The organism is Occallatibacter sp. FHG110214_02, from assembly GCF_059115385.1.
In genome coordinates, this window is sequence record NZ_JBZYWK010000003.1 from 164,751 (window position 1) to 183,488 (window position 18,738).

At 54.7% G+C, this 18,738-nt stretch carries 9 protein-coding genes; 2 read left to right on the top strand and 7 right to left on the bottom strand.

Annotated features, from left to right (window positions below; genetic code table 11):
• Positions 1-26: 26 nt before the first annotated feature.
• From AC5S3R_RS04600 to AC5S3R_RS04610, 3 genes are read right to left on the bottom strand one after another with little or no spacing between them, the layout of a single operon-like run.
• Positions 27-2,537, bottom strand: coding sequence for a hypothetical protein (locus AC5S3R_RS04600; protein ID WP_494265626.1), 2,511 nt, complete (start codon positions 2,535-2,537; stop codon positions 27-29).
• Between the two features lie 8 nt (positions 2,538-2,545).
• Positions 2,546-3,286 carry a hypothetical protein gene (locus tag AC5S3R_RS04605; RefSeq protein ID WP_494265628.1) on the bottom strand — a complete coding sequence of 247 codons (741 nt, stop codon included), beginning with the start codon at positions 3,284-3,286 and terminating at the stop codon, positions 2,546-2,548.
• A 59-nt stretch (positions 3,287-3,345) separates the two neighbouring features.
• Positions 3,346-10,347, bottom strand: a complete 7,002-nt coding sequence (locus AC5S3R_RS04610; protein ID WP_494265630.1) for a hypothetical protein — start codon at positions 10,345-10,347, stop codon at positions 3,346-3,348.
• Positions 10,348-10,751: 404 nt separating this feature from the next.
• Here AC5S3R_RS04610 and AC5S3R_RS04615 point away from each other — a divergent pair, with 404 nt between their 5' ends.
• Both AC5S3R_RS04615 and AC5S3R_RS04620 read left to right on the top strand, forming a co-directional pair.
• Complete coding sequence (locus tag AC5S3R_RS04615) at positions 10,752-10,976, top strand: DUF3761 domain-containing protein (RefSeq protein ID WP_494265809.1); 225 nt, start codon at positions 10,752-10,754, stop codon at positions 10,974-10,976.
• Positions 10,977-11,008: 32 nt separating this feature from the next.
• Positions 11,009-11,446 (top strand): hypothetical protein, encoded by a 438-nt coding sequence (locus tag AC5S3R_RS04620; protein WP_494265632.1) that lies wholly within the window; start codon positions 11,009-11,011, stop codon positions 11,444-11,446.
• Between the two features lie 2 nt (positions 11,447-11,448).
• Here AC5S3R_RS04620 and AC5S3R_RS04625 read toward each other — a convergent pair whose 3' ends face one another.
• From AC5S3R_RS04625 to AC5S3R_RS04640, 4 genes are read right to left on the bottom strand one after another with little or no spacing between them, the layout of a single operon-like run.
• Positions 11,449-13,839, bottom strand: coding sequence for a M23 family metallopeptidase (locus AC5S3R_RS04625; protein WP_494265633.1), 2,391 nt, complete (start codon positions 13,837-13,839; stop codon positions 11,449-11,451).
• Complete coding sequence (locus tag AC5S3R_RS04630) at positions 13,840-14,619, bottom strand: hypothetical protein (protein ID WP_494265635.1); 780 nt, start codon at positions 14,617-14,619, stop codon at positions 13,840-13,842.
• Entirely contained in the window at positions 14,620-18,039 is a 3,420-nt protein-coding gene (locus AC5S3R_RS04635; protein ID WP_494265637.1) for a phage tail protein, read from the bottom strand. It abuts the gene before it with no gap.
• Positions 18,040-18,708: a phage connector family protein gene (locus AC5S3R_RS04640; protein ID WP_494265639.1), complete on the bottom strand. Its 669-nt coding sequence runs from the start codon at positions 18,706-18,708 to the stop codon at positions 18,040-18,042.
• Positions 18,709-18,738 lie beyond the last annotated feature (30 nt).

Sequence of the window (18,738 nt, forward strand, 5' to 3'; positions counted from 1 at the left end):
CGGAAGCGCTACTCGAGGCCTGACCGCTACCACGCACCTCCAGCTCCATAGCAGACAACGTTAAAACTAGCCGCTCCGGACGTCGCATAGGTGATCGACACACCTGTTGTATTTTCTGCCGTCAGATAGGCAAAGCCACTATTAGATGTCGGTGTCAGCTGGCACTGCCTGAGCGACGTCATGGCTGATGAGAAGTTGTGGGTAACAGTTGTGCCTGATGCGGAAGAAACAGTACCCATAATGGCGCTCGAAACAATTGCCCCGGACGAATCTGTGCCGACAACAGCCGCGCTCTTTGTGCCTGTTGATGTGACCGTTGTTGCGTACACATTCTGCCAGGGCATAGTGGATTGCCCTAGATTTAAAGTCGCACCAGACAGCGGCCCAAAATAGGTAGAAGTTAGCGCTGCGATGTTGGCATTATTGACGCCGTACAAAACGTTGCCGCCGCTTTTCGTGCTGAGAATCAGGTTGGAACCCGTCCGCGAATAGATATTCGATGCCCAAGTCAACCCGTCGTTGTATGTGACCGGATCCGAGCTGTCATATACGAGAGAGCCCGACGGAGCAACCTGCATCGGATGAGGCTCAAGGTGCGTATTGCTGTCCAGCACCCCATCAAATCGCACACTCGCAACAGAGTTGGAACCTGTGTAGAGATACAGATTTATCATGTGCGTGGTCGCATCCCGGTACGCGCGGAGGTAAATACCAGTGCCACTCGCACTGGATAGATCCTGCGGCCCGCTCCCGCTGGTCGACCATTTGAGCGTGCCATTTTCGTTGGCAAGCAGGATCACCAGTCTCGCCTTGTCCCCTAGTTCTAACCCTCCCGTAAGTGTCACGGTCAAAGAGCTATGGATAAGCGTGGTTGGAGCGTTGGGCGCCGGCATCTCAGCGAGCAGAAATGGAGTTGCAATTTCCGCACCCGCAGTATTGCCTGTCGTGAACGTCATGATGCGATTCGGGTCCGTCGAGTCAAGTCCCCGCGATTCGATGTAGACACCACTACTCGGCGCTGGGTCCGATGCACACTTATGGCTGTTAAACACAGTGAATCCCGGGTTGAGCATGTTCAGGCCGAAAGCGGATCCGCCATAACTGGACGTTGACCATCCATACCCCACATCGACTGGAAGGCCTGAGCCGTTGATGAACTGGTAATAGCCGGAGTTCGGATTCAGGTTCGTGCATCGTTGATTCATCCAGGTCACATTCACTGCTCCGCTGCCCAGCTCCAGATCATGAACACTGCTGAAGATTCCGCTTCCCGCGTCTGTTCCGTAGATAATCGTGGGCGAGTCGATAACCGTAGAGCTGGCGGGGGATGTATTCGTGTTACCGCTGACCGCAAAGCCTGCCTGCACAAGCGAGTCGAGCTCTGCAGCGTTGAAATAGTGCCCGTAATTGAAGTCCCAGATACCTTTCGCCTCGCCCCAGGGATGCGGATGATAAAAAGCATTCGAAGCTCCGGCGCGTGTGTGAATGCCTGCATACGCGCCGGTTTCGCCAGCCTGTAAATCGTAGAAAGTCGAATCAGCGGAATCCACATCGATGCCGAAAGCGGAGCTCGAGGTGTCGGGCAGAGCAGCTACAAGATTAGCGGTGATGCCGGATCCAGCAGTCGTTACAGTTATAGAGCTCACCGTGTAAAGCCCCGCGCCATCCGCAGCCATCGTCGCATATGCAACCGGAATGCCTCCGCTTGCATAGCAGGTAAGAGTTCCGTCGCCACATTTGAATAGCACGGGCAGAGGCCCAGGGTTGGCATAGTGCCTGCTGCCATCGTACCCGCTGACGGCGATGCTTGCGACGGTCGAGCCGGATAGCGTTACAGTCAGATCGGCCGGGCCAGCATTGCTTCCTGACCAGACAAGCACGTTATGTGTGAAATAGTTCAAGCCTAGGCAATTCGTGCTTGCCGGGCAAGCGCCGTACCCTCCGTTAGCCATTGCAACTGTGCCAAACGCGATCCACGCTGATCCGGACGATGTGTCGCCTGTCACGTTGTTAAGCGTTGAGCCCAGGCATGAGACGTTGTCCATTGTTCCCATGAACCATGCATAAGCAAGCACGCATGGAGCGGGCGCGCCGCGCATATTGATGCCGATGTCTTTGATGTGCGGATTGAGCCAGTGACTCGAAATGCTCGATGTGAGAGTGGATGGAAGCGGAGGAAAATTGAGAAGCGGAGCAGTAAAAGAAGCCGGCGTTGCGGGGCTGATAGAGGTCTGCGGCGCATAGAGGCCAGCACCGGCACCGCTCAACGTCAAGCTTAACGTTGGATATCCATTTGTAGTCGGAGCAGTCAGCTGGAATCCATTCGTCGTGGTGCTGAAGCCAGGTGCAATCACTCCGTATGCTTGCCCTTGGGCAGAGGATGCCGTCTGGTTCCGCTTAACGGCACTCCAAAAGACGTCTGTAGAGGTATAGCCAGAAGAGTGGTACTCTTTTGCGCCTTTCGGAATATACTCGGGCGTCTGCGCGGAGCCCAGCATGGCAACAATAGCAAGCAGGTTTAAAATCGCTATTTTCATCGTATCTCCTAAGCGAAAAGGGCCACGATAATCGGGCCAAGGTTGGGGGGCGTCGTGAAAGTAAACTCCCAGATATCTCCTCCGACGTGCGTGACGGGTCCGTAATCAGTGACCGGGTTCTTCCAGATTCCGGCTGCGTACACGGTGGGGATGGGCTGAGTCGATTCGCTCGCAACGAACTGGAACGTTGCGTTCACCCCGTCAACGTCTCCAACGCACTCCTGCGCGGCAGGCACGGCTGCTCCTGGAGCAAGCATCATGTACGTCAGATCGCCGTTCGCGTTGAATACGAGAATCTTTCCCGCGCGCTGACTAGCTGGGCCGAGTTCAACTGGACCCGTCTCGATGACCGGAAGCTTGAGGCAGCGGTCCACCTGCCCCTGCAGCTGCTGCACAAGAATTGTGAGCTTGTCGAGCGCATCCGTAATTACTTCGGGGTAAAAGCCGCCCTGGTTGGTCAGCTCAGTTTGCTGTAACGGCGAGACAATGGAGGTGATGATCAGCTTGCTGCCCAAGGCGAGCGGCCCTCTGAGCAGAGTTACTGAACCGCCCGGATCATCATTCTGGTCACCGTTAACCGTGACACTATAGTCGGTATCAAGATCGAGATTGCTTTGGTCACCCGCAGCATCCACGCTCACAACCATCAAATCCTCGGCAGCGTATATCTTGAAAGAAAATGGAAAGCTTGAGACCGCCCCGCTGCCAGTAAATGGGCCAGCAATTCTCACTTGCGAGCTGATCGTCATAAGACGCGAACCTCCGGCCGAGCTCACGCCCGGTGATTTTGAGTTCTGATTTTTATGGGTTAGTTGATGTGGCCGGTAAGGATACCGCGCCACCAATCTGAGACATCCTCTGGCTGAGATTTTCCATCCCACACGTCCCAAAGAAAGCGTCCGGTTGCTGCTGGTTGTGAAACCGGAATGCCTGATACATAACCAATCGTGTTGGCGAACTGCTGGCCGGCGCTCTTACTCAAAGGTTCGCCATGGATAACCTTCTCCGCATTCCATGCGGTTGTTACAACGCTGCGTCCTACATCAGTAAGCGGTGTCAGTTCGTATTCGCGATGCTCCAGGGCTGCGGAAACAGCAGTTCCTGCAAGCGGCACGCCTGCGACTGCGTTCTCGATCATGGCTTCACTTACTCGCCCAGCAAAATTTCCTAGGTCGTTGCCGTCTTCGTCCTCTTTTTTCTTATCCGGCGTGAGCAGCGAATGCACTAACGCCGGCATAACGAGGTAAGCCCAGCTGCGAGCGAGCAGCCTGGGAAAATCCCGTACGCCAGCTCTTCCCCGAGCGATCCCGACCCAACCCTTTGCAATATCCCGCTCGCGTTGATACATGTGGCTAAAGAAGCTATAAAACATCGTTGCCAGAGAGGCGACTCCCTGCGAACGCTGGATCTCGGCCAGGTCCTGGATGCCACCGCCGCCATGAGCGTTACGCACGGCACGGTCCGCATACGCAATCGCATCTCGCTCGGAAATATTCAGGCCGCCATCCTCGCCGGCCGCCATGCCCTTCAGGTAAGCACCCATCCAGGTAGGCATCGCGCTTGCCATATCACTCATCGCTACGCCGTAGCCTGCAAACTTTTGGGAGTTTTGTACGAGCTTTATCAGCTTGCCCTGAGGCGTGGAACTTGTTTCCCGCTGCTCTATATTACGTAGCAGCTCCGTCACGCTCCGGTCGACATGGGTTGCGCGCTCCGCCATAAAGGGGCTGCGATCGAACACAAAATCGCGTGTCGCCTTCATGCGATCCATACCTACAAACTGCTCGGCACCTTTTGCCAGCCACTTCGTCCCGATCTCTCCAACGCTGTTCGAGAGCGCTGTTGATCCGTGCTTCAGGATTGTGGAGAGCCGGAAGCCGATTCCTACCATGGTTACGTTAGTTCGAGCATTCCGGATGAACCGGTCCCAGCCCGTAAGATTGCTCGTATCGAAGACGCGGTCATTCGCAATTGCCTGCAACCATGGCCGAAATTTTGCCGTAAACTCTCGTCCATAGGTGTGATCGACAAGACCGCGCACACGCGGGTCACTGAGAACCTTGTTCGCGTTGATGATCGCATCGCGGTAGGCAAGGTCATGCGTTACCTGATCGAGATGCCGTGGTATCACGTCAAGGCTGAACCATATAGGCCCCACGTACCCAGAACGCTCCATCGTGTGCCCATGAGCCGTGCCTGGCCTGGAATAACTGTTCTCAAATAAGCTGTCATCTGCCCTTGCCTGGCGCTGCGAGATCTGCTCATCCAGAAAGGAGTTGTAGACGAGCGGATAATATCCCCCGTCGTAATGGCCGTGCGCTGTGGTCAATGGCTCTGGAGCAACCATCTTTGGTGCCTGTCCGGAACGCGCCTTTTCCTGCGCTACAATCTCATCTCCATAGCTGCCGATCAGGTTCCAGATCGCCTGAACAAAATCCATTTCATGCCTGCTCAGCAGGCGGTTGATAACGCTTAGTACGCGCTCCTGATTCCAGCTGTAGTATTGGAACATCTTGCGCTTATTTTCCGTATTGCCCATATTCAGCGCCATGGCCAGCAGGTCGCCGCGGTACCACTTCGTTCCGCTTCCCCACATACCATCGCCGCGCGGCAGCTCCGGCACGTCCAGCACCTCTCGCAGATCGATACGAGCTCCAGCAAGTCTTTGTTGCTCTTCTCTCAGCGCCTCATGCGCTCGCTTGCGCAATTCATAACGCTTACGGGCACCGTCGTCGATCAGGCGATAGATACGTTGCCACGGACCATTCACAGGTGCATCTTCTAATCCAGCCCGGCTGCCGGCATCCAGCCATTGCAGTACCTGGTTGATCTGCAGGAGCGAAGCATCCATGCTGCGAATCCAGCTCTTCTTTGAGAGCAGCTCGGCATTTACCTTCGTCATTCCCTGGCCGTACTTAAGATCAGGACGAATATCGACAGGCGCTTTGCGCTCCATTCCTTCGAGGGTGCCACGCATGGCAAGATACTGCGCATCGAGCGAGATAACCTGCCCCTCCAGGTCAACCTCTGACTGGCGCCTGCCCACGTGCTCGAGGGATTTAACAGCATCGCGCAGATCGCGGAGCTGGCCGATCGTCATGTCTCGCCAACTCATTGTTCCCAGACGTGCAACCAGCTCTTCCGGAACAGCAGGAGTAATCCCGGTGCGCTGCCCTTCACTGCGCACCCAGTTCAGCAGCTCCTGCGAGCTGGCATCCATCACGCGCCGCTGCGGATCAGGATCGTATCCCCTCAGCAGTTGCTGGATTTTATCGAAGTACTCCGCGCCGATCGCCTTGCTTGTTTCTACGCTGGCATTTGCAAACTTCGTCAGGTAGCGTAACGCCGACTGCACTTCCTCGCGTATCTCAAAAGCGGCGCTGAAAAATGCATTCTGAATAAGCTGCCCCTGCTTGGCTCTGACCGCGGCCTCGCTGTCGCCGCGGCTCAGCGCTTCCTTCGCCTGACGCGCTAGCCGGGCCTCGTTAGCCGCATACTCACTCGGCCGCACATCCTGCAGAGTTTTTTCAGCCAGAATGCGATTGGCAGTCATCCTGGCCGCCGCACGCAGCTCACGCACCGGCTGGTTTACTTTTGCCAAGGCCTTAAACTCTGTCGCAATTACGCGAGCGTGGGCTACATTATGCAGCGCTCTTTCGATTGCCTCTGCCTGCTGCTCCGGCGTGTTCAGCTCTCCATAGCGTTCAAGCATTCGTTGGTCGACGCGCGCCGCAATCTCCTCTTTAAGCGGGCGCGCATCTGCGATCGTCCGCACAAGCTGATCCGCGGAATAAAATCCGAACATCTCCGCGACAAGGTGCGGATCGAGGCCGTCTTTCGCCGTCAATCCATTCAGCTTGGCGAAGTTTGGCCGCTCACCAAGACCGCTCGAGGGATACATGGCCTTAACTGCATCGGCATCCAGTTTGTTGCCGGACGTAACCTGGACGGGAATTCCGTTGATGTCTTCCACTTCGCCGTTCTTCAGGAAGCGGAGCGCCTTCTGCAGAGGCTCGCTCCACATCTCACGCTCAACATCCTTCCGCACTGCAGCCCGCTTGTTTTTCTCATCAGCCGCCAGGTCTTTCAGAGTCCGCGTGCGAATATTTTCGAGGAACCGCAGATCCCGCGTTCTCGCTGCACTCAGGTCCGCCGCTGCCCAATCTGTTGCTTCCTGCTGCGATGCCCTGTAAAGCTCGAACTCCTCTTTCGACATGCCGGCCTGTTCGGCACTCGCAAACAATGGCGTCATGAACCGAAGGCTTTCGGCGCGCCGAATATCGTCCTCGCTGGCCAGCATGCGGTCCATCACATCGCGCACTTCGCCCGTCAGAATCGGTAGATCCTCGCCATGCTGCTTGCGATACGTTTCGTTGATCTCTGTAATGGACTTATAAACGCGCTTCAGCCACTGCGCAAAGCGCTGAAAGACTCCCGTCAGCTCCACAGTTGGAGCTTTCCCCTCTGCCATGTACTTTTCAAAGCTGTAGGCAAACTGCTCATGGAACTTACGCTGCTCTTCGAGCGACATGGAATTCCACGTGCTCAGGTCCTTTACGCCGAACCATTTCAACAACGTGGCCATATTGTCGCGGACTTCCTGTGGCGCCCTGGAATCGCCTGCCAGATCCGCGTAGACGGTCAGGAAGTAGTGAGCCGTCTCATGCAGAAACGTACTAACGTCTGATTTTTCGGTCAATATCGTCGTCAGGCGGCTCGGATCGAAACCACCGCGCCTGCCTAAATCTGTGGACTGATAGTACGTCTTCAATATTTTGATAGCTTTGTCGTCGAAAACGACATAGTTATAAGAGTCACCACCTCTTCTGCGACTGTTCCCATCGAGGTATTTAATTCCGGAAATTCCCTGCTCATGTAAATTTTCTGACGCATCTACTGCATCCTGCCATGCCCCGTCATCATCCGGATTGGCAAGAAAGTTATAGATATGCCGACCGGGTGCATTATCGTCTATCAGCTGCTTAAGACCCTCCCCGAGATACTCGTTTCCTGACTCTGAGAATCTAGTGGCAAGTTTACGCAGACCTTCCTTTACCGCTCCTGGCTGATTCCCGAAAGACTCGTCCCAGTGCAGCATTTGATGCTCTTCCGGGATATCTGCTTCGTATAGCTGGCCGCCGATCTTAAGCTTCTTGTAATCGAGATCGCGAATTGCCTGTTCAGTTTTCCGGGCGAAATCCTCGCCTTCATCTTTAATATCCCAGCTATGCTGGATTTCTTCTATCGCCTTCGACTTGTCGCCATCAAACAAAATCAGAAGACCAGCCGCTTTACCCTCGGGCGTACTGTAAGATAGATTCTTCCCCTCATAGCTGACTACGTGTTTTCCCGTCTTGTCGCGATACCATTCCGCAACTTTCTTATCCCCGGCAAAGTACAAACCCCAACCGTACGCCTGCGCGCCTTCTCCATCGCCTATATGGTTAAGCGTAAAACGGTCGAACCGATACGGCGATCCATGAAAAGCAGATTGATATAGCGGCTCGTCGGGATTGACCTTGGATTCAACTGGAGCTATACTCTCGTTAGCTGCTTTGGCCTCAGGGACCGTAAGAGGACTTGCCACGGCAAGTGACGGACTGGTCCCGGTCCGCTCCCATAGCGGCGGCTTATTCTTGTACTGGTTCCCGCGCACCTCCATCGCTGTGCGTACATCGTAGTAATCCCCTTCACCATCCTTCTCGATTCGGACAATCAATCTTCCGCGCGAAGGCTTCGCAGGGTCCTTGACAACAATGTCGTACGCTGTTCCGGTGCGTGATGTGGGCGTCTCGTAAATCGCGTCGTAGTTTTTCGACACATAGTTAACAAAGTTTTCAATTGATCCAAAGCGCTTCGCAATATCTCCGCCGCGCTGTTTCTCAATATGTATGCGACCCTGAGTATCGTCTCCCTCGCGTAGGCGAATTTTCCCGGATGGTATTCCAGCGTCATGAGCTACGTCTGGAGTGATCTCTCCAAAGTGAAACTCCCCGTCCGGCGCCGGTACAAAGCTCTGCGCAAGCTGCCCGCGCAGATCGCCGGCGGCGCGTTGAATCGTATAGCGATGCTGCCGAAAAAACTCCTCCGGAGATTGGTTCATGCGCTGCGCATTCACAGCCACAAAGTCGCGGACCCAGCGAGCATTCATCCGCGCCACATTTTCCGGATAGACTTTCGTAGCCTTGAGCTGCTCGTAGATGTCGCCTTCCACGGCGCGGGCGCTTTTTGCAAATTCCTCGCTGGCAGACATCTGCTGTACAGCCTGGTCGCGCGCCTCGTTAAATATCTCCACATGTCGCGCTGCAGCCGCCTTTGCTTCGGCACCGCTGATCGCATCCGGGCTCGTCCTCAGGTGCTGGACCAGCTCCTGCCCCAGGGGTGTTCCAGCCAGACGAGCGGCATATTGCTCGGTTGGGATTACCACATCGCCGCCAGTCCCCGCAGCCTCGATCACTTTATCGCTCAGCCCCGGCAGCGTCTTGTCCAGGTCATCCGGAGTAATCTCGCTCTGCCTGAGCACGTCGGCCATGGTCGAGCCGTCTACATATAGGTTCTGCACCGGCGTTCCCGCGGCCTGTGAGCGGATGAAGTTTTCATAGGCATCGGGATTGCGCTGGCGAACCTTGCTCTCAGCGGCGTTCTTCCCGAGCTCGTGGATAAACATCTGGCGCCGCTGCGCATCGGTCACAACCGCATTGCGCATATGAAAATCAAGAAGTGCGCTGAGGCCGCCAGTAGCGGACGTCATAGCTGCACCACTCAGGAAAGAGCGCGCCGCATCCTCCCACATCGCATCCTGCTCTTCGGGCGATTTAGGGAATAAATCGTAGCTGGGAGCGGACGTATCATCAGCCGATCGTGCCCAGCTTTGCGCCATGTTGCTGACAAGCGATTGTCCACCCATCAGAGCGCCGCCCTCGCCAGATTGGAGTGCCAGGCCGCGAAGCGTTCCTGCCAGAGCTTTCGTCACTGTCGGAGTGGTAAGCGCAGCCGCAGTTTCACTTCCAATAAACCGGCTCGTAATTGAATTGATTGCGTCAGCCGCAGGCCTTCCGGCCACCTTCATCAAGCCCATCTGCAGGGCCGTGTTGATTGCTGCTCCTGCCAGGGATGCCTGTTTGGCGTGATCTGGACTAATCCCCTGCCGCAACATCTGACGGTAGAGATTGCCGGCCATCATTTCATAGGTGCTGGCGCCAAACTCCGACTCGGCCGCGGCGCTAAAACCAGCGAGTGCACCAGGCGCAGCTCCAACGCCACCAAAGAGTGCACCAACGCCAGCTCCCACCCCTGCACCGACTCCGCCGACAGTTGCAATTCCCGGAGCCATGCCCCAGACATTCCCGCCAAAATTAGCCAGGCCTCCGAGGAAGGTTCTCTGCGGACCAATATCCTGTAGCCTGCGATCAAGAGCTTCGGCACGCTCAATCTCGTCGGGTCCAGCAGTGCCCATCATCCGCTTGAAATCAAGACGGCCTTGCTCAAATTGCATGGAGCCAGCTGAGAACTGATCGCGCACATCCTGAAAGATTGCGCCAGTAGCAGACAGATTCGGAACATCATCCTGCGCAATGGCTGCAAAATTCGGGTCTTGCATGATTGCCGCGAGCCGCGGATTTACCGCCGGAAGATTCTGATCCAGGATTGATCTGGTTCGGGACATCCCACGCACAACCTGCATATTCCGCTGTGCCATATCGGGATCAACCCCGAACTGGATGCCGAGCCGCTGCGCTTCTCCTGCAATATTCGGATCTTGCTTAACGGCCTGCGAAATCGAGGTAAGAAGACGGCTATTGTCGGCCAAATCCTCCTGAACTGTCCCCGCATTGATCATATTTTCGAGTACTTGATCGCCTGAAAGAGGCGGAGCATTTGCAGGAATAGAGGGCTGTATTGTCCGATTTTGAGGCATAAAACTCCTTGCGGTTTCATTTACCGCGTTAAGCTGAGGCGGAAAATTTACAATTGCTGCACGTGAAAAAGGCTCCGCAAATACTCGGAATTCTCTGGGCGCTTTTATGCTTAGCTCTATTGATTATTCGTGTTATCGAAAAATGGAAAGCGTTTCTAGTTCTAATAGCAATATCCGTTGCACTTTCCTGGCTGTATCACTTAAGCGACAAGCCTCGCCCGCGCACCTCGGCAGATAGCGAGCAGGCACAAACGCTGCCGCTCCCTCCTGTTACCAAGAAATCTTCAGGATGCGGTGTGCTTGGAATATCTGTACTACTTGTTGCTGCTGGATTGCTTGCGGCTGTTTTGATATACCAGAACAGCTCTTACCAGAAACCATCATCTCAGCCCTACATCTCAGCCCCAGTAATTGCTCCCAATCTATATGGATCAGACGGAATTATCTGCAGGGATGGAACGATCAGCCATAGCCGACACCGGCGTGGCGCGTGCTCTCATCACGGTGGTGTGCGAAACTGATTGCAGGAAATTCAACTCAGGAGGATATGGTCATGTCCGAAAATAAAACAATTTCAAGAAAGTACGTGTGGGCAGCCTATCCCGTTATAGGACTGCTTGTGATTGTGCTATTCAACATCAGAATGAACATTTACCGCAGCTCACAATCGCGTCCGCTTCCTGACGATAATTATGTTCGCACGGGAGCTGCGCCTATCTCAGCAGAGCGCGTGCTAGCTAACGAAATAAATCTACAAAGCGCGCAAGAAAACCTTATGCAGAATAGCTACCTTCAGGGATTGCTAAAAAACTCATCATCAGATGTGAGAAATGAAGCGAGAAATTTTGGAGTAAAGGCTGGCAATACGCCAGAAATTGCCTTAGATAATATGCGTACTATCCGATCGCTCCGCGAAAGCTCAATGCAGGCAACCGGCCCCAAGGTTACCGTTGAGCTTGCCCGCATCCTTGATGACCCTTCCCTTCGCTAACATTACTTATCCCAACGATCAAGCGCGTCGCTCCATTCCTTCAGCGTACGACCATTGTTAACGTCCCACTCATACGCACGCCCGACTGGAACACCGAAGAACCTGTGCCACCAGTCAGGATTCGTCGTGTAGCTTGTGCCACGCATGTTCGCTACCTGTGGTTTTCCACGGGCAACCCACTCTGCATAAATGCTTGCCGGGTCTGTTGGCTTACCTTGAGCCGCCATATCCTGCGCAAGTAGACCGCGGATATCATCGGGGATCGGCGTAAAAGCTACATCTCTTCCGTTGTATCGAGTGAACGCTTTGGCGTCATTTTTTGTCGTAAGCGAGAACATTGGAACGTTCGCTGAGCCGCCGCCCCAGTTCCAGATCTGCACTGTCGAAAGAATGGCCTTATCGATCTCGCGCTGCTTCTCTTCGTCATTAAGTGGGCGCTTCAGGGTAATCTGCTGTGCGCGGATTGAATCCTGAATTCCCATGTACAGATTGGCTGCAGCAATCTGCTCCGGCGATCCTTTTTTTGGATCAATATACTGCGACATACCATTGAGAGCCAGGCTGCGATTGATCTGCGCCATATCGATACTGGCGTCCATAAGACCTTCGTTCTGCTTTTGCCGCACCATCGCCTCACGGCCCAGGCTTACCCATGTCCCAGTTTCAAGATAAGGCCGCGCAGCCTGCACCTTTTCCATTGTTAGATTCGGGTCAGTCGCAAGCCGGAAGTAAACATCCGGATCATTCTTTTGCTCTCCTGGCTGCTTCAGCTTGTACTGGAGTTCCGGGCTCATCTTCGAGTAGACCTGCGCAGGAATGGAGGTCCAATTTGCATTGTTCTGGTAATAGATGTCCATCCCCTGCTGATCGATATTCCTCTGCTGCTCCGTTTCAATCTGCCGCTGCTGCGAACTGAGCGCACGCATGTAGTTGATCTTGTCTTTCTTAACCTCCGGCTCAAGATCGCTGTTGTTCACCTCATCGATCGCGGATTGGAGTACATTCGGATCACTGATGCTCTGTGTGTTTTTATCGTGCAAGGATCTGAGCGCAGAATCCGCCTGGATATATTGCCGTGGGTCCACATGTACGCCGGCCGCGTTCGTCATTGTGTAGTGCAGCACCGGCCCCGTGGCATCACCCGTCTTGCCAGTCGCAGCAATCACCTGGCCAGCCTTGACCTCATCGCCGACGCGCACATTAGAAGTATTCAGGTGCGCATAGCCTGTCGTCCAACTGCCGCCATGATTGACGACTACCTGCAGGCCTCCACGCGGTGTCGTATAAACCTCCGTGACTTTTCCATCTGCCGGCGCGACCACAGGCGTATTCTCTGAGACCTGGATGTCGATGCCATTGTGGCTGCTCGATCCGCCGAACTTCGCGGCTTGCCCGGACCTGTCAGCACCGAGGCCTTGACCGATAGTGAAGGAAGATCCTACCACTGGGAGCCCCTGGAAGTTTGGCATTCCTGAATCGGCGATACCCTTCGCCGCGCGACCATCGCTGTTCGCATATTTGTTCAGCACGTTGGCGCCATCAAGGATCTCGTCTTTGTTCGAGGCCTGCTCGATCTCGCGATTAAGCTGGTCAGCAGTATCCGGGTCAATCATTCGATTCGCCTGCCAAGCCTTGAAGAAAGCCTTGGCTGCGGCGGAGTTTTTATCAATGTCTAAAAAACCTCTCACAACTCCGGAGGCTACTTTCGTTAAGGCATCCTGCTTCATTGCCAGGGCGATTGCATCTTTCGGCCCTACACCATAAAGCGCGTTTGCAGCTCCATTCGATTCATCGACAATCGCGTTAATGTTCTGATGGAACTTTCCAATCGGTCCCTGCTCATCAAATTGATCCCACGCGCCTCTCGCATAAACAGCGGCATCTGTCAGCGCAGAGACGCGCGCCTTGCGGCTCTCCGCATCCATAGCACTAACCTGGCTGAATCGATGATCGCCAATCTGCTGATCAAAGCCGACCATGTGCTGATCCGCCATTGCGCCGAACATCTGGAGCTGTGTTTTGTTTTGCAGCGTCCCCTCGGCATCCTTGCGCGCTTTCAGCAGTGCGTCCGCAGTCGCATCGTAGTTGTCGAGCGCCGCCTTTCCGGTCGTGTGAAGATAGCCGGTATTCGGATCGTGGAGAACCTGCATGGAACTCGTGAGCATTTGCGTCTCAGCATTTCGGACGGCAGTTCCATTGATGCGATCCTGGATGCGATCGCCGATCGTCTCGGCCGTGCGCGCTACCTGGCTGCCGGCCTGCTCGACGACATTGCCAAGGTTAATCAGATTATCCGGACCATGATTTTCAAATGGCTGAACATTCGGCCCCGTAGCCTTTGGCGTCTGATTCGGCTGCTGCGCTACACCTGGAACAAACAACTGCACTGCCATTTACGCTTCCCCCTTCGCCCAGCTCGTCCCGCTCAGCCAGTTCAACCCCACTCCAGCCGTTCCGCCAAGAAGGCCGCCCACTAACGACAGGCCAGGGCTGATCGACTGCGCGCTGCGCCTGGCGTTGGCTGCTGAGGTTTCGTAGAGTAATTGCTGATTACGTTCATTCTGCGCTTCGATGCGATCATTCTCAGCCTGCTGCACCGAATTGCGGTTAATGTTCTCGACGTTGATATCTTTCACGAGATCCATGCTTGCTTCGACTTCCGCTTCGCTTCCGCTACCGAGCTGGATGCCATGGCCCGCAGCTTCATTTTTCTCGGTTGCTTTCTCCTGGCCGGCCTGCATGGTGTAGTTGAAGATCTGGCTCTTGCCGGCCTCGAGGACACTCTCCGCGTCATTATCGGATCGGCGCGCGTTGATCCCTGCGAGACCCGCTTGAAAGCTATCGTTCAGCGCCTGGCTCGTATAGTTAGCCTGCTGCGCCTGCGCCTGGTAGAAGTTTCCGAATGCCGACCCGATCGCACCGATCGCCTGCATAATCAGCCCGGTGTTTTTCATTGCCGTACTGGTCTGCAACGGGTTCACATTCGTCGAAGGAACTCTCAAGCGAATCGAACTGCCAGGCAATTGCGTGCCAAGGTAAGGGCTTGCGGTATCAATTCCCCAACCCGGTCTGTCCCCATTCACTGTGATCGTCGTTGGAGGGGCAGAGAACTGCGTTGCCGATTCATCCATGCGCCAATCAGCATATGGGGCATAAGAACTATAGCCGCCCATCTACCCTCCAACCTCGATCTGCAACGAAAGGCTCACAACACTGATAGGAAGTGGCGCCTTGTTCTGAATTACTACTACGCCGTCTTGCTGCCAACTGGGTGTCAGATTTAACTGGATGGGCTCCGACTTCAATTCCGGTGGCGACCCATATGGCTCATTCCTGCGACTCTTGTACTCGTCCAGGTTATCCGTATCGGGACCAATAAAGACCGAACCGGTCTGAAAAACGCGCAAGGTAGCTTTGCTCACGTTCTTCCTGTTGGCCATACCGTAACCATCAATCTGGAGTGCCGGCGGAAGTGTGTGCAACTCTCCGATATACGGCAATCCGAGCGTTACCACAACAGCAGGGTACTCAAGCTTTACATTGCCCGCCTGCACTGTTACAGCGGACTGTTCCGCTCCATCCCCTAACACCGAGAGCTTTTCACCTTCAAGCCAGCTCAATCCGGAAATAGTATTTCGCGCCCACGCCCAGGATGTTGTCACAACATCTGCAAGCGGATCAGGATCCGGAGCTGTGCTTTGCCAGGCTGCATATGCAACGGTCGTAGAGGCCTCAGTGTCGATTTTGATGCGAGGCTGTGAACCGTCCTGCAGAGTAAAGACTAGAAGATCTCCGTAGTCCGTGGTTAATGGGGCTTTAAATATCGGCGTAGAAGCCGTCAGGACATATCGCGATCCCTGGCCCGGCGAAACCTCGCGCGTGATCGCGATGGTGGTTGCGGTGGTGTTGGTTCCGTCAAAGGTCTTTCCACTATCGACACAAAAGGCGTGAACGCGATCCTTCAGCAGGAGAGTCCCCATGCGCTCAATATAACGAACAGTGCTGCCGTTGATTGTTCGCCTGATAACCACATAGAGGCGGTACTCTGCTCCTTCCGGGATCGCGCAGCAGCTCTCGAAGATTCCAGATGTATCCGACCAGTGCCATGCTCCAACCTCTTCCTCCGGGATGTACGTCAAGCCCAGCAAAATGCCGGCACTTGAAACGCTCCACACGATCGGAACAGGGGCCTTCTGATACGTCATATCCACGATGTCGAGGTTATCGAAAAGATGCGCAGCGCGCAGGCTCAAATCTCCAGTGATGTATCCGTTTGCCTGCCAGTTGTATCCGAGCTCGCGCACATGGCCGCCATCAGCCGCACAAAAGACGGCGGATGTGTTCACAACACACGGCTGAACATTGTTTGACCCAATATAGCTTTGGCTTTTCGCACTGACGCTGGATGGGCTAAGCACATCGCTGCTGACTGGCGACACGCGAACCTCGGAGCTGTCTGTCAGCAGCAGGAGCTGGTCGAGTGGGACAATATGGCGAATCTCGCAACGCTGGTTGGCTGCAATCGTAGCCTCAATCCTATCCTCATCCGTAACAGGAAGACTGTAGCTCATATTGTGTTCAGTGGCAGCTCTGGTTGCCCAGAAGGTTTGAGGCGCAGCGTTTGTTCCGCCAAACACCTTACGCTGGTCGAAGTACCCTACCGCGGCTGGGTAGTTATTCGCCGACGAAAACACATCCTCATAAATCGGCGGAGTTGTACTCATATCCGGCGCAATGTTGTCATCGACAAACTGCACATCCGTCGTTTCGCCGATATACCCCCAAAGCCCATTCCTTTTCTTATAAACGATGTACCGTCCAGCTCCGATAACAGACATCCACTTGATCAGGTTCGCTCCGCCGACAGCGTCCAGGTCATTCTGCACGCTTACCACGGAGCTTAGCTCGCTCTGGTCGATATTGTTACTGGAAAGTGCAGCGACCGCGTAATCGCTCTCGATCGAATAGGCAGGATTGCTAAATTGAATCCTTACATCTCCACTAGAGCTCGACCAGGTGGATGTGTCGAGCGTGTTCCCAGACAAGTCTTCAACGGACAGCTCATTCGGAATCACATTCCCTGAGCCATCCTCAGGGATACTACTTACCACATAGAATCCGCTTTTATCTACCTGCGTACTGCCAATCACCGCGATCAGGTTGTAAATATAAACGGTGTCGCCTTCCGCGAGCTGATGCGCCGCCGCGGTCGTGAATACGCCAGGATTCGCCAGCGTGAGGGATGTGACCTTCAGATTTTCTCCGTAGATTGGAGTAACAGAAACGCTGGGGGGCGGAGTAATCGCCGGCGTAAATACCGAGGGTGTACACGTCCACTGCGTCGCGCTCAACCTCTTCATCTCATAAGGCGGATAATTTGGATGGACGATAGTGATGACATCGTTGCTCTGCGCATAATGCAGATCAAATATATCGGCACCGGCCCAGGGAGTTGGAATTTCATAACTCAAATCCCCTGGCTCCGGATCCCACCACACAGCCCCATCGCTGCCTGGAATCGCAGTTCCGCCGCCGTCATCGTTCACCGCATAGTAGACGTTGCCATTATGTTTCACGAGCTGGCCGGCACTGTAATACCGATATCCGCGAAGATTAGCGCCGGTGCCGCCGCTGGAGCTCGTAGGCACATCTACGCTCCAGTCGCTCAGCGTCGCATTCATACTTACGCTGCCACTCGGTAACGCAGTTCCGCTCGCCTGTATACGCACCTGCAAAGTGTCAAGATTGGTAATTGGAATCTGAACGTTGATCTGCTCAGTTCCAGGTCCGGCCATCAGATAAAACTCAAACCAATTCGCACCATCCATCGTGTACTGGAAAGACACCTCATAGTTGCCGTAGAGCACAAAGCCAGACACCTGGCCAGTGCCTTTCAGTACGGCATTGCCACCGGGCACGGCGACATTCCCGAGACTGCCGACTGCGGGTGAATTTGCCGTCCCTGTACTATTGGGCGATACACGCAGATTCACATGCGTATCGGGAGCCCCGGGGTAATTCGTATAAGTGACAGTGCCGCCCGGAGGCGGCGCAAGCGATACGAGAGAACTGCCATCCTTGATGTAAAAGTTGTTCGCGTCCACAACCTGCACAGTGTACGTGTATCCCACTCGCAGGCCAACGGGAAGCGCATAGTTTCCCGTGTCGTCATACACATAAAAGCGGACCGGATCTCCAGTTGAGAGCCCGTGAGCGGCCCATGTAATCTTCGCGGGTGCGGTATAGGTGACCGTCAGGTCGCCTGAGGGTGCTACCCATTCTGCTACGCCTGCGGTTGAGTACTGTAGCGTTTCTCCTTCCGCGTGAAAGCGAGCATAATGATCACCCAGCTCAATCACAATCGCCTGCCGAATCGCATAAATAAAAGGGATCAGCCGAGCAGAACCATTGGCCTTCGTTGAGTTCACATACTCAAAGCCAGGCCTCTGCTGTGCGGGGCCCTGCGGCTTGGCGATAAAGTTTCGCATCTTCGCAGCGCCATTCTGATACTTGGCATCTGCGATGTGACCAAACATCTCAGGGGATATCTCTCCCCCTGAAAATCCCTGGCTGAATGTTTTTGTGCTTGCCATCTATAGCCTCGCCGCCAACGAGGCTGGAATGTGCTCCACGTGGATGCGCTCCTGGTTCGCGTCGTCGGCCTGCGCCTTCGCGGCCATTGCCTCGTAAAGGGCAAGCTTCTGTTGTGCCATCTGAGCCCCTGCTTGCCCCTTAATGATCGGCCCGGCAAGCATAGACGCCAGGAGCTGGCTGAGCGCCATCGTGAAAGTCGCGGAGAATACGTTTGTATCGGTTACTCTTACCGTGTAACGTGCCATCGCGTTCGGTATGTTAGAAAAGATGATTTTCTTGCCATCCTCATCGAGCTCGATCTTGTACTCTCGACGCCGCTCATCATACCCAAAGGGAACCATCGCCCTATGGGAAATTCCACGAAAGCGTGCTGCCTGCAACTGCGCGTAATCGTCGGGCGCATCCTTTGGCAGAACCATGAGTACTCGTAGCGCTTTTGCCGGCACCGCGTACGCATGCCGCCACTGTGGCCAGGAATTCGCAACCTCGGCAAGCAGTATGCGCGTGCTATTGAAGCTCCAGTCGTCTTCAAGTGCCATATCCCGTGCTAACGGGTAAAAGGTTGCGCAGAGCCTTGCCTCTGTCGAGCTCTCTGTAAGGCTGGCGATATTTGCCCTCTCGCCCAGGTGAGACAGTGCAAGATTGCAGATGGTAGCTTCATTTGCCATTTTTGCGTTTTCTCCGGGGCCGCACTTGCT